Here is an 11,845-nt window from a genome sequence, read left to right as displayed (position 1 = left end):
GTGGCCCCGCTCTGCGTGCAGATGCTCGCCGAAACGTCGACCGGATACTGCGTGCGGCAGTTCAGGTGTTCCGGGAGCAGGGGTTCTCCGCGCCGCTCGAGGAGATCGCCGCGGTGGCCGGCGTGAGCAAGGCGACCATCTTCAATCGTCTCGGCGGCAGGATCGGACTGATCGATGCCGTCATCGACGACGTCGTCGCGGCGGAGCTGCGAGCTGTCATCGACGATGCGCGATCCGTCGTCGAGGTCCGGGAGCGGATTCAGACGTACATCGGTGCGCTCCGGGACCTGCAGTATCGACTGCCAGCCGTGAACGATGTCCTGCTGCACGAGTACAGCGACTCCGAACCTCTGCTCGCCCTGTGCGATGCCGGGACTGCATTCCATGACAGCCTTGTCGCGCAAGGGCATTCCGCAGGCGTCCTGGTGCACGATGTCACGGCCGCAGACTTCCAGGCGCTCGCCCGAGACAATGCCCTGGCGCTTAAGCACGGCGGCAGGCCGCCTCGCGAAGACTACGATCGCCGATCCGCGTTCGTCGTCGCCGGGATATGCACGTCGGTGTGTGCGTCGACCTGACCTCGACGGCTCAGGCAGATGGCCATCCGTGCAGGCGTGTGGTGGTATTCCCCGTCAATGTGTGCTCGAATCGCAGTGCGGTCACGGGGAGCGAGGAGACATGAATCGTCTGGTCCACGCCAGGAGCGTGCTCGTTTCGGACGGCGTGGGGTGCGCAGCCGCCGCATCGGCCGTGCTGGGCAGTGATCTCCTCGCCTCCTCCATCGACCGCTCGCTGGCGTCCCGCCCGATCGTAGGGGCCGCGCTGGGCGCCACGAGCGCGACGCTGCTGGCCGGCGCGGTGCGCTGCCGCGACAGTGACCTCGCTCTCTCGGCGGCTCTCAATGTCGGCTGGGTCGGAGTCTGTCTCGTGGCGCTGTCACGACGGCCATCCCGGCTGGGCGTCGCGCTCCTCGCGGCGACAGCAGTCTTCGACGGCGTCGCTGCGACTGCCCAATGGCATCTCCGGTCCAACGTCTGAGCGGCCGGACCCTCGAGGTCGGGTATCACCCAGGTCGGCTCGCCGGATCCCTGTGGTGATGCTGGTCAGACGTCGATGGTGAAGCCCTCGTCGCCGAACAGCACGCCACCGTTCTCGAGCCTCTTCCTCGCTTCCGACGAGACGACGCCACGACTCTTCGGGCTGTCCGCGACCAGGCGAAGGAGTGTCTCGCGGGAGACGTTCCGATGCTGCACCACCGTGACCTGGACGCCCCAGAACCGGTCGGGGGCGAATCGGTCGAGCACGAGGGCTGTTGCCGACGGGTTCCCCGCGGCGGCATCGGTGAAGCTCCGGTTCGAGGTGTGACCGGGGCGTGCCTGTCGGCGCCCCGTCGATCGTCGTGATCGGCGGCGGCTCGACGACCCGGCCCGGAGCGGAACACTTCGATGCAGGCCGAAGTGTTCCGCACCTACCGTGGTGACATGGCTGACCACGAGTACACAACGACGATCACCTGGACCGGCAGCACTGGCGGTGGATACCGGTCCTTCTCCCGCGAGCACACGGCCTCGCTCACTCGATCGGATAACCTGACGATGAGTGCTGACGCGGCATTCCGAGGCGAAGTGCACCTCACCAACCCGGAGCAGCTCGTGGTCGTGGCTGCGAGTTCATGCCAGTCATCCATGTGCGCCGGGCGGAACCGGATGCTGTCGAGACCTTGGTTCTCCAGGCCCATGAGCGCTGCTACATCGCGAACTCCCTCCAGAGCGACATCCACGTGGTCCCCACGATCGAGGTGGTCCCGTGAACGACGTCTGCGTCCGGGGCGTATGGACAGCCCAGGCAATGGCCGACCTCGCCTCGACCCTGGGGGCGGCGGGCATCGGCCTCGAAGGAGGCGGGGCGTGGGAAGGTGTTGCGCACGACCACGTGGGCGACGGCCCTGCGGCGCGCGCTGCGGTGGTCTCGGAACTGTGCTCCCGCCGGACAGGGATGCGTTCCTCCATCCCCGCTCCGTGACGAGAGCGTCAGGACCCTCAACAGAGAGATGGCCCTGAGCGCGGGGACGTGGCGGCACTCCGGTTCACCGTCTGAATCCCAGGCCAGAGGACGCATCATGCGTCCTGCGCGCAGGAACAGTGACTCTTGGATCCGTGCGGACGATCGAGATGCGCCCTGCGTCGAAAGTGCCACGGGGTGAGCGGCTGCATCCCCCTCCCGAGGACGACGCTCGGTGACCGCTCCTTCGGAGGGCCCGAAGCGCTGAGCGCATCGAGAGCGGGCAGCACTGCGGAGGCGGTGTCCCTGCGATGACGGTCGCGGAGCTCGCCCATGCCGGAAAAATGAGAGTGGGGGATGACGTCTCCGCTGTTAGGGTCAGTCAAATGTCAGCCTCTTCGTGCTCCGCCGCCTGCGCGGCAGTGACCAGGTCGTCCCGCTAGCGGCGGGACGTTCTCCTCACACCACTCACCACCGGGAACGTCCAGTCGCTTCGTGACCCATCCGGAGCGGCCCTTCGTGCTGCTCGAAACTCCTCAGAGCGACGGAGCAAGACGTGCTTTCCTTCATTTCCTCTTCTTCCCGCAGGCTCAGTCCCGTGCCTGTTCGCGGATGGCTCGTGCTGTGCGCGATGTCCATGCTGCAGTTCTTCATCGCCGTCGACGTGACCGTGGTCAACATCGCACTGCCCTCGATCGGCTCGGACTTCGGCGTCGACGGTCACTCGCTGACCTGGGTAGTGGTCGGCTACACGATCACCGGCGGCGCGTTGCTGATGCTCGGCGGCAGGCTCGGCGACCTTCTCGGCCGCCGCCGCACGCTCCTGATCGGCACTGCTCTTTTCGGGGCCGCATCCCTGCTCGCAGGCCTGGCCCCGTCGTACCCCGTCCTGGTCACCGCTCGCCTGCTCCAAGGCGCAGGCGAAGCTGTTGCGCTGCCCGCGGCGATGGCGACCATCGTGCTGTTGTTCCCCGAGGGTCCGGAGCGATCGCGCGCCCTCAGCGTGTGGGCCGCGGTCGCCAGCTGCGGCCTGGTGCTGGGGTTCGCCCTCTCAGGGATCATCACCGCTCATCTGGGGTGGCGTTGGATCTTCCTGATCTCGGTGCCGTTCATCGTGATCGTGATCGTGGCCGCGCTCGTGCTGATTCCGGCGGACCGGCCCGCATCTCGTGAGCCGGTACGTCTGGACCTGCCGGGGGCGCTCCTGCTGGCGGCGTGCCCGCTGCTGTTCGTCTTCGCCGCGATCGAGGCCGGCGAACCGGGCACTGATCCGTGGGTGAGCGTCGCCGCATTGGCCGGCGCGGTGCTGGCCGGCGCGTGGTTCGTGCGCGTGGAATCGAAGTCGCCGAACCCGCTGGTCCCGTTGGCCTTCTTCGCGGACCGGGCCCGGGTCCGGGCGAACCTGACGACGATGCTGCTCAGCGGCGCGTTGTCGACGTCGTTCCTGCTCTTCACCTTCTACCTGCAGGACAGGCTCGGGATCGGGCCGTTGGGGGCGGGCCTGACGATGCTGCCACTGGCCGTGGCGCTGATCCTGGCCTCGGTGCTCGTGCCCCGACTGCTGGGACGCTGGGGCGCACGTGCATGCGTGCTGGTCGGGCTCGCAGCCGCAGCAGGCGCCATGGCAGTGGTCGCACTCGTGGCTCTCCAGGGTGGCGGCGCGGCGTGGTTGCTCCCGGCGATGCTGCTGATCGCCGCGGGCATGGGCTTCGGCATCGTGGGGCTGCAGTACATCGCGGTCAGCGGCACCACCGAGGAGGACGCCGGAATCGCCTCAGGAGTCCAGCGTGCCGCGGACCAGCTCGGGGGCGCGGCCGGTGTGGCCGTGTACGTCGGTCTCGGATTCGCCCCGGCGTTGCACGCCGGAGACCCGTTCGTGGTCGCTGGGGTTCTCGCTGTGATCGGACTGATGGTCGGTGCAGGGATCATCTCCCGTTCGCCGTCCGCCACTGCCGGGACGTCGGAGGTCGCGCAGTAGGACCGGCTGCCGCTCCGTGCCCATGGGTGCGGAGCGGCTGCTACGAGTCCTCGCTTCGCGGACGACGATCAGGAGACCGCGTGCCCACTCGCCACACGATCATCGGCTGACCTGATCGCGCATCAGTCCCTGCATCCGGTGCACTCTCTGTCGGCGCGCCTCAAGCATGCCAACGAGAGTGTCGAGTCTCGATGCGCCGCCAGCTGGGACGCGCGGTGGCTCTCCCCGTGGTGAGGCTTCTCGGCGTGGGACCCTGGTGTCACTGCCTCACGATTCGACGACGACAGATGGAGGACTCCGCGTGACCCTCGAACGAGTAGAGGTGACCCGAACCGTGGATGGCGTGACCGTTCGCGCCAAGGTGTCCCCGGAGCACGCGGACATGGCTGAGACGGTTCTCCAGGTGATGACCGAGGACGGCTTCGGTGAGGACCCGGCGGGCGGGGGGTACCGGCTCGAGAAGGGGATCGACAGGCTCCGTCGCGAGACTCCGATGTGGTGGGGGTTCGCCGATGCAACTCCGCACGCGGTGGGGGACGGATACGAGCTTGTCACTCCGGACTTCCTCGCCGATCCGCCGACGCGGACCGACGACCTCACACCGATGCTGGATATCCGGGAGAAGATGCAGCAGGTGGCGCTCGACGCACGTGTCGGGGAGGTGCCGACCCGGGCGAACGAACGGGTGCTGTTGACGCGCGGCTGGGAGCACGCGTCTGCCCTCGTGATGGTCAGGGACGAGCCGCGGCCCGGGGACTCCGGCTGGTTCATCCAGGATCCGCACCTCCCTCGGCCCGAAGGCGAGTGGGCCACGGACGACCTGGTCGCAGTCGAGGCATGGACCCTTCTTCGCGACCGGCCGGAGCTCGTCTGGGCGATGTCGCTGCCTGTCGGGTACCTGGTGGCCACCGAAACCGGTCGCATGATCGAGGTCGTCGACGAGACCAACGTCGTCGTGCTGCGCGACGTCGCTCTCTGACGGGGGCCGGCCGAGGAGAGCAGCGGCCGGGGTGTGACCGCTGGAGGTCGCGGGTCTGATGCCGGTGGCAGATGGTCGATCAGATCGTTCGGCGGCAGGGACATCGCTTATTTCCGGCTCGGACAGCACGTCGCGCGCGGTGACCGGTCGTCGGTGCATCCCTGTCTCGCAGGCCAGGGGGCCGGCGCCTGCTCATTCGTCGCGGAGCAGCCCGGTCACGAGGGCATCGATGAGGTCATCGCTCGCGAGGTCCGGGGCGATCGGCGTGGTCAGCAGGTCGAAGAGCAGGCCGTCGATCGCGTAGTGGAAGAGCGCGATCTCCCTGCGTCCGCCGGGCAGTCCCATCGACCGGTTGAACGCGACATCGGCGTCTAAGTTCGTGCGAAGCCATGGCGTGAGGACGGCGGAGAGGTCGGGCCGCCGCGCGGAGTCGACTCGCAGTTCCAACAGGGCCCGAGCGACGTCGGGTTCGGTGGTCAGGCGCCGCACGATGTCGCGCATGTAGTCGGCGAAAAGAGCGCGCCCGCGTGGTTGTCCGGCGCGCTCGGCCAGATCGTCCGGTGCGGGCGCCAGGCGAGTTCTGATTCTCTCGTACAGGCCCGCGAGGAGCGCCTCCCTGCTCCGGAAGTAGTTCGTCGTCGTCCCGGTCGGGACGCCCGCTTCCTGGTCGATGGCGCGGTGGGTCAATCCTCGGGATCCCTCGCGCGCGAGCACGGCGATGCCCGCGTGGTGGCAGTCTCCTCCAGCGGTCACGCAGCCTCCCCGGTGCACTTCGAGGACCTGTTCTTCGAGAAGCGCGAGTACGAGCCGGGCCTCGCCTACGGACAGTCCAAGACCGCGGTCGTGCTGTTCGCCGTCGAGGCGACGCGACGATGGGCGGCGGACGGGATCACGGCGAACGCCCTGACGCCCGGCGGCGTCTGGACACCGCTGCAACGACACTGGAGCGAGGAGCTGCGGGCCGCCGATGAGGAGAATGCCCGCCAGGCCGAGGCCACGGGGCTGTTCCGCATGAAGTCCCCCGAGCAGGGCGCCGCGACGTCGGTGTTCCTGGCCGCGTCGCCCCAGGTGCGGGGCATCGGAGGGCGCTACTTCGAGGACTGCCATGAGGCCGAGGTCGTCCAGCAGCTCCACGGCCTGGCCGGCGTGCTGCCGTACGCCCTGGACCCCGACGCCGCCCGACGGCTCTGGGAGGTCTCGGAGCAGCTGATCGCGACAGCCAGGTCAGGTGCGGCCCTGTGACGCCCGGCGGGAGCCGGGCGCTCGGCCCGCTCGTGGGTGTCCGTCGCGCCTTATAGCATCGAACCCATGAAGAAGATCGGTCTGATCGGTGGGATGAGCTGGGAGAGCTCCGCTCTGTATTACCGCCTGCTCAACCAGAGCGTGCGCGAGCGTCGAGGCGGTCTGCACTCCGCGCGCTGCGTCCTCGGATCCGTCGACTTCGCCGACATCGAACGCATGCAGGTGGCCGGGGAGTGGGCGGCGGCCGGCGAGGTGCTCGCGCAGGAGGCGCGTTCGCTCGAGGCCGCCGGTGCGGAGGTCATCGTGCTCTGCACGAACACCATGCACAAGGTCGCCGGCACGATCGAGAGCGCGATCAGCGTCCCGTTCCTCCACCTCGTCGACGTGACCGCCGCCGCGATCGTCGGTGCCGGGCTGTCGACGGTGGTGCTGCTCGGCACGCGATTCACGATGGAGGAGCAGTTCTACCGCGAGCGGATGGCGGCGAACGGCGTGCGGACCCTCGTGCCCGATGCGCCCGGACGCGCGGCGGTGAACCGAGTGATCTATGAAGAGCTCGTGCTCGGCGTCGTCCGTGACGAGTCGCGCTGCGAGCTCCGGGAGATCGTCGAAGGTCTCGTCGCCGAGGGCGCCGAAGGGGTCATCCTCGGCTGCACCGAGATCGAACTGCTCCTCGGCGAGGACGACGTCTCCGTGCCGGTCTTCGCATCCACCGCACTGCATGCCGCGGCCGCGGTCGATGTCGCACTCGAGGGCACGCCCGACACCTGACGCTGATCGACCGGCGTCTCGGCCGTGGTGGGCCTCGGCGCGATCGTGTGCGCAGGTTCCACGATGCTGACCTGGGGCGGCTCCGGCGTGTCCCCCGGGGAGAGCGCAGAGCCTGCGGAGATCCCTGGATCGTAGGATGCCCGAGCGAGGGCGGACGGGCCGTGCCGCGGAAAGGTGCCATGCCGGATCAGGCCGAGAGCCGAATGGACGCAGATTTCGCCTGGGAGGACGAACGGATCCGTGATCTCGTGGCGAGCCGTCACTGGGCCTCGGTCCTGCCCGGTATCGACCACCCCGTGTGGATCCACGCCCCGGGGGCCGACCCAGCAGCGGTGAGTGACGCCCTTGCACGGATCGCCCGCGCGAATGCCGAGGTCGACAGCACCCCGAGGCCCGAGCTCGGCATGATCGCCCGCCTGATCAGCAGTCGGCGACGACGCGAGCACCGGGACAGGCTCGATCAGTGGCGCGCCCCGTACACGCGCGCGTGCGAGCGCGCCCACGGGCTCGTCAGACCTTTCGGGGAGGAGCACGATCTGGCTTTTGCGGACGTCGTGCTCACGATCGACCCGGCTGCCGAGGCCACGGTCCATGACCTGCTGTGGCGCATGGCCCATCACGATTCGCTGCGCAGGCTCACCGACGGCACCGAGCAGAGCGCGGCGCGCGTCTGGCTCGAGCTCGCCCTCTCCTACGAGGAGCGGCACCCCGATGTCGACTTCGAGAGCCCATGGACAGCACCTTCACCGGACTGAGCGCCTTCCCGCTCACGCCGCTCGCCGAGGACGCCGTGGACGAGCGGGCGTTCGTCGGCCTCATCGAGCGGCTCGCCGCAGCGGGCGTCGACTCGATCACCGCGCTCGGCTCGACCGGCTCCTACGCCTATCTCACGGCCGCGGAGCGCGCACGGGTCGCGCGTCTAGCCGTCGAGCACGCGGGCGGGACACCGGTGTTCGTGGGGGTCGGGGCGCTGAGGACATCGCAGGTGCTGGCGCACGTGGAGAACGCGGAGGCCGCGGGTGCGGCGGGCGTGCTGCTCGCACCGATCACCTATCAGCCGCTCACCGAGGATGACGTGCTCGGGCTGTTCCGCACCGTCACCGAGCGCACGGAGCTGCCGGTCATCGTCTACGACAACCCCGGCACCACCCGCTTCACCTTCACGACCGCGCTGTACGCGCGCATCGCCGAGCTGCCGGGCATCGCCTCGCTGAAGATCCCCGGCGTCCCCGCCGACCCTTCGGCGGCGCGCGCGCACGTCGCGGCGCTCCGCGAGGCGGTTCCCGAGCACGTCACGATCGGGGTCTCCGGTGACGCGATGGCCGCGACCGGACTGAACGCGGGCTGCGACGCCTGGTACTCCGTCCTCGGCGGGACCGTCCCCGGCCCTGCCCTCGCGATCAGCCGAGCGGCGCGGGAAGGGCGTGCCGAGGACGCGACGGCGGAGTCCGAGCGCCTCGCCCCGCTGTGGAGCCTGTTCGCCGAGTGCGGGGGCAGTCTCCGGGTGGTCGCTGCGATCGCGGAACAGCTGGGCCTCGCCCCTGCGCGGTGCCTGCCGCTGCCGATCCAGGGCCTCACGGACGCTCAGCGGGGCAGGGTCGCCGAGGTGGTCGCCGAGCTGGGTCTCGAGTGAGGGATCCTCGAAGAGCGGAGAGTCCGCGTCGGGTGTCCGACTCTTCGATCCTCGGAGACCGCCCCGTCAGAACAGCGGCCACGGCACCGCCGGCATCTGCCCGCTCGGGGCCGGGAACCGCCCTGCCGAGCGCAGCCGGGCGCAGCGCGCGGCGAGCGCTGCGATCTCCTCCGCGCTGAGCAGGTCCGTCAGGGCATGACTGAGCTCCCCGTGGAGTGCGTCGCCGACACGATCGATGCCCTCGAGCTCATCGGCGGTCAGGGCCTCTCCCACCCATCCCCAGAGGACCGTGCGGAGCTTGTGGTCGCGATGGAGGGTGAGCCCATGGTCGACGCCGTAGCGGTGCCCATCGGCCATGGCGAGGACGTGGTCGCCCTTGCGGTCGGCGTTGTTGACGATCAGATCGAACACCGCCATGCGCCGCAGCGCCGGCGAGTCCTCATGGATGAGGGTGATCCTCTGCCCGGACTCATCCTCTCCCTCGAGAACGCCCCTCCAGCCCGTCTCGGGCAGGTGGTCCGTCGCGACCAGGTCCACGGGACGCTGAGCGGGATCCTGCTCCTGCCAGAGCTGCACCATCCCTTCGCCCAGCGGGCCGTCGCGCAGCCAGGTGCGCGGCACGATGTCCCATCCGAGGGCCTGCGAGATCACATAGGCGGCCACCTCCCGGTGGGCCAGGGTGCCGCTGGGGAAGTCCCAGAGCGGGGCCTCGCCCGCCACCGGTTTGTAGACGACCGCCGCGTCACCGATGCGGCCCAGGAACGTCGCGTTGGACGCCGTCGTGAGGCGACCGGTGAGCGTCAGCTCCGCGGTCGCCAGGTCCGGCCCGGTCATCAGATCTCGGGAAGGGTGCAGGTATGGCCGTCGGGGTCGATGGGATAGCCGCAGAGCGTGCACAGGGGCCGGCCTGCGTCGACGATCTCCCGGGTGCGCTGGGTGAACGCGCGGGCGGTGCCGACCGGCATCTTCACCCGGAGCATCTCCGACTCCGCCTCGGCGATGCCGTCGAGCGAGTCCTCCTCGGGTGCGTCGTCGTCGGCGGGGAGGGGATGCGCCTCGATGATCACCTGGGCGGTGGTGGGATCCCACCCGATGCCGATCGTCCCGGTGCGGAACTGCTCCTGGACGGCCTCGAGCGGATCGTTGTCGACGAGCTCGACGGGAGTGCTGGTGGGAACGCTGAACCGGTTGCCCTCGACGGTCCGGAGCTGGTCGAGGATCTCGTCGATCTTCTGCGCGAGCAGTGCCGACTGCTCCTTCTCCAGGGCGACGCTCACGATCTGCGCCCCGGCGCGCGCCTGCAGGTAGAAGGTGCGAGCTCCCGGAGGCCCGACCGTCCCGATGACGACTCGATCCGGCCAGTCGAACTCGTGAACATGTGCAGGCGCGTCGGTCATGTCCTGATCCTAGGCGTCCGGCCGCCCTCGGTGGGAGTGCCTGCACCGCCCCCCACCGCTGCATCACCGGAGGGGACGCCCTGAGCGAGCCACGACAGATCGCCGGCGGCGGTGTTGGTCGCCAGGACTCTCGGGCGGCTCGCACCGTAGCTCACGATCGAGACGGAGGCGGGCCCCACCTCGAGCCGCTGGAACAGGTCGAGGTGCATGCCGAGTGCGTCGGCCAGGATCGACTTGATGATGTCGCCGTGGCTCACCGCCACCCACACCGCTCCCGGCCCGTGCTCGGACTCCACGGCCGCATCGTGGCGACGGATCGCGGCCACGGACCTGGCCTGCATCCCCGCCATGGACTCACCGCCGGGGAAGGTGACGGCAGAGGGGTGCGACTGCACGACCTGCCACAGATCCTCGGTCGCGAGCTCGCTGAGCGGGCGGCCCTGCCACCGGCCGTAATCACACTCCGTGAGGTCGGGCTCGACCGACGAGGACGGTGCGCCGCTCTGGTGCTCGACGATGGCCCGAGCGGTCTCCGCGCAGCGCTCGAGAGGGCTGGAGACCACTGCGGCCACGGGCACGGGGGCGATCCTGTCCCCGGTCCGCGCCGCCTGGTCCTCTCCGAGATCGTCGAGGTGGACGCCGGGAGCCCGTCCGGCCAGCATTCCCGTCGCATTGGCTGTGGTGCGGCCGTGCCGCACGAGGAGAACCGTTGCCATCCCCTCAGCCTAACGACGGACGGGGCGTGGGCCATCCTGGCCGGTCAGGCACCGCTGCGTGCGGGCCTTCATGCTTCCCAGGGGGAACGCTCTCGGCGAGGGGCATGGTCAGCGATGGGCTACCGCCCACAGGAGGAGAGACGTCGCTGGGTCCGCCACGCGTGAGCGGCTCTCCGGTGCGGCAGGCCCACGCCTCCGTCGTTCCCCGCAGCGGAGACCGGCGCGATCACCGCCGAGGACTCACTGCGAGGACCGGCGCGGCGTGAGGTCGGGGCCGAGCGATTCGCGCTCGTCGAAGACGAAGCACTCCCCGTCGTAGTGCGCTTCGCCGACGGCCTCGAAGTATCCGAGGATCCCTCCGTCGAGCTGGAGGGCATCGACCCCCTCCTCACGCAGGTGGATCGCGGCCTTCTCGCACCGGATCCCTCCGGTGCAGAAGCTCACCACGGTCTTCCCGCCCAGAGCATCGCGATGCCTGACGGCTGCGTCGGGGAACTGCGTGAACCTCTCGATGCGCCAGTCGATCGCGCCCTCGAACGTGCCGTAGTCGACCTCGAACGCGTTGCGGGTGTCGAGCATGACGACCTCTCGGCCGTCGTCGTCGTGCCCTTGATCGAGCCAGCGCTTCAGGGTGTGCGGCGTGACCGCCGGGGCGCGTTCCTGGCCAGGGCGGATCGTGGGGTGGTCCATCCGGATGATCTCGCGTTTGAGCTTGACCAGCAGCTTGCGGAACGGCTGCTCCTGCGACCAGCTCTCCTTGGTGGTCAGGGAGGCGAAGCGGGGGTCCTCGCGCAGCGCGCCGACGAACCCGCGCACGGCCTCCGCCTCACCGGCGAGGAACATGTTGATGCCCTCCTCCGCGAGGAGGATCGTGCCCTTCAGCCCGGCCGCCCTCGCGCGCTCGCGTAGCACGGGGCGCAGCTGCTCACGATCGGTGATCCGGGCGAACAGGTAGGCGGAGATGTTGAGGACGGGTTCCACGCGTCGAGCCTATCGACGCGTGCTCGCGCGGGAGGTCGGGAGCCGACGAGATCACAGCGCGACGCGGGACCTCACGGTCCTCCGCGCCACGGCGCCACCGTTCCGCCTGGCACGCGATACCGTGCCGCATGACCACCATCGAGCTGA

Annotated in this window: 15 protein-coding genes; 9 read left to right on the top strand and 6 right to left on the bottom strand. The window is 69.5% G+C overall.

Translation table 11 applies throughout. From position 1 onward, the window contains the following. The coding region (locus VF289_RS07960) for a TetR/AcrR family transcriptional regulator (protein ID WP_330882843.1) at positions 1 to 578 on the top strand (578 nt) is incomplete at its 5' end. Positions 579 to 678: 100 nt separating this feature from the next. Further along, the gene (locus VF289_RS07955; protein WP_330882841.1) at positions 679 to 1,038 is read left to right on the top strand and encodes a hypothetical protein; all 360 of its coding nucleotides are present in this window, start codon (positions 679 to 681) and stop codon (positions 1,036 to 1,038) included. 65 nt (positions 1,039 to 1,103) lie between these two features. On the opposite strand, the gene VF289_RS07950 is transcribed toward VF289_RS07955, so the two are convergent. Further along, complete coding sequence (locus VF289_RS07950; protein ID WP_330882839.1) at positions 1,104 to 1,304, bottom strand: hypothetical protein; 201 nt, start codon at positions 1,302 to 1,304, stop codon at positions 1,104 to 1,106. A 368-nt stretch (positions 1,305 to 1,672) separates the two neighbouring features. Here VF289_RS07950 and VF289_RS07945 point away from each other — a divergent pair, with 368 nt between their 5' ends. The 3 genes from VF289_RS07945 to VF289_RS07935 all read left to right on the top strand — a co-directional run bounded on the left by VF289_RS07945 (position 1,673) and on the right by VF289_RS07935 (position 4,958). Next, positions 1,673 to 1,810: a hypothetical protein gene (locus tag VF289_RS07945; protein ID WP_330882837.1), complete on the top strand. Its 138-nt coding sequence runs from the start codon at positions 1,673 to 1,675 to the stop codon at positions 1,808 to 1,810. A 789-nt stretch (positions 1,811 to 2,599) separates the two neighbouring features. Further along, positions 2,600 to 3,979, top strand: a complete 1,380-nt coding sequence (locus tag VF289_RS07940) for an MFS transporter (RefSeq protein ID WP_330882835.1) — start codon at positions 2,600 to 2,602, stop codon at positions 3,977 to 3,979. Between the two features lie 343 nt (positions 3,980 to 4,322). Further along, positions 4,323 to 4,958 carry an immunity protein Imm33 domain-containing protein gene (locus tag VF289_RS07935; protein ID WP_330882833.1) on the top strand — a complete coding sequence of 212 codons (636 nt, stop codon included), beginning with the start codon at positions 4,323 to 4,325 and terminating at the stop codon, positions 4,956 to 4,958. Between the two features lie 192 nt (positions 4,959 to 5,150). Here the strand turns inward: VF289_RS07935 and VF289_RS07930 are convergent, their stop codons facing one another. Further along, on the bottom strand, positions 5,151 to 5,711 hold the full coding sequence (locus VF289_RS07930; RefSeq protein WP_330882831.1) for a TetR/AcrR family transcriptional regulator: 561 nt from the start codon (positions 5,709 to 5,711) through the stop codon (positions 5,151 to 5,153). On the opposite strand from VF289_RS07930, the gene VF289_RS07925 reads away from it, so the two are divergent. The 4 genes from VF289_RS07925 to VF289_RS07910 all read left to right on the top strand — a co-directional run bounded on the left by VF289_RS07925 (position 5,688) and on the right by VF289_RS07910 (position 8,604). Further along, positions 5,688 to 6,200 (top strand): SDR family oxidoreductase, encoded by a 513-nt coding sequence (locus tag VF289_RS07925; RefSeq protein ID WP_330882830.1) that lies wholly within the window; start codon positions 5,688 to 5,690, stop codon positions 6,198 to 6,200. The genes VF289_RS07930 and VF289_RS07925 overlap by 24 nt on opposite strands. Before the next feature lie 66 nt (positions 6,201 to 6,266). After that, positions 6,267 to 6,971 carry an aspartate/glutamate racemase family protein gene (locus VF289_RS07920; RefSeq protein ID WP_330882828.1) on the top strand — a complete coding sequence of 235 codons (705 nt, stop codon included), beginning with the start codon at positions 6,267 to 6,269 and terminating at the stop codon, positions 6,969 to 6,971. Positions 6,972 to 7,174: 203 nt separating this feature from the next. After that, positions 7,175 to 7,726: a hypothetical protein gene (locus VF289_RS07915; protein ID WP_330882826.1), complete on the top strand. Its 552-nt coding sequence runs from the start codon at positions 7,175 to 7,177 to the stop codon at positions 7,724 to 7,726. Further along, positions 7,702 to 8,604, top strand: a complete 903-nt coding sequence (locus VF289_RS07910) for a dihydrodipicolinate synthase family protein (protein WP_330882825.1) — start codon at positions 7,702 to 7,704, stop codon at positions 8,602 to 8,604. Before VF289_RS07915 ends, VF289_RS07910 begins: the two co-directional genes overlap by 25 nt. A gap of 66 nt (positions 8,605 to 8,670) precedes the next feature. On the opposite strand, the gene VF289_RS07905 is transcribed toward VF289_RS07910, so the two are convergent. The 4 genes from VF289_RS07905 to VF289_RS07890 all read right to left on the bottom strand — a co-directional run bounded on the left by VF289_RS07905 (position 8,671) and on the right by VF289_RS07890 (position 11,698). After that, positions 8,671 to 9,438, bottom strand: a complete 768-nt coding sequence (locus VF289_RS07905; protein WP_330882823.1) for an SCO1664 family protein — start codon at positions 9,436 to 9,438, stop codon at positions 8,671 to 8,673. Next, positions 9,438 to 10,001 carry a DUF3090 domain-containing protein gene (locus tag VF289_RS07900; protein ID WP_330882821.1) on the bottom strand — a complete coding sequence of 188 codons (564 nt, stop codon included), beginning with the start codon at positions 9,999 to 10,001 and terminating at the stop codon, positions 9,438 to 9,440. Before VF289_RS07900 ends, VF289_RS07905 begins: the two co-directional genes overlap by 1 nt. After that, on the bottom strand, positions 9,998 to 10,717 hold the full coding sequence (locus VF289_RS07895; RefSeq protein ID WP_330882819.1) for a histidine phosphatase family protein: 720 nt from the start codon (positions 10,715 to 10,717) through the stop codon (positions 9,998 to 10,000). The genes VF289_RS07900 and VF289_RS07895 overlap by 4 nt, the downstream gene beginning before the upstream one ends. 240 nt (positions 10,718 to 10,957) lie before the next feature. After that, complete coding sequence (locus VF289_RS07890; protein WP_330882817.1) at positions 10,958 to 11,698, bottom strand: sulfurtransferase; 741 nt, start codon at positions 11,696 to 11,698, stop codon at positions 10,958 to 10,960. Positions 11,699 to 11,845: the final 147 nt, after the last annotated feature.

Origin of the sequence: Brachybacterium sp. (assembly GCF_036379615.1) — a bacterium.
GTDB lineage: Bacteria > Actinomycetota > Actinomycetes > Actinomycetales > Dermabacteraceae > Brachybacterium.
This window is presented reverse-complemented; position numbering and strand designations above follow the sequence as displayed.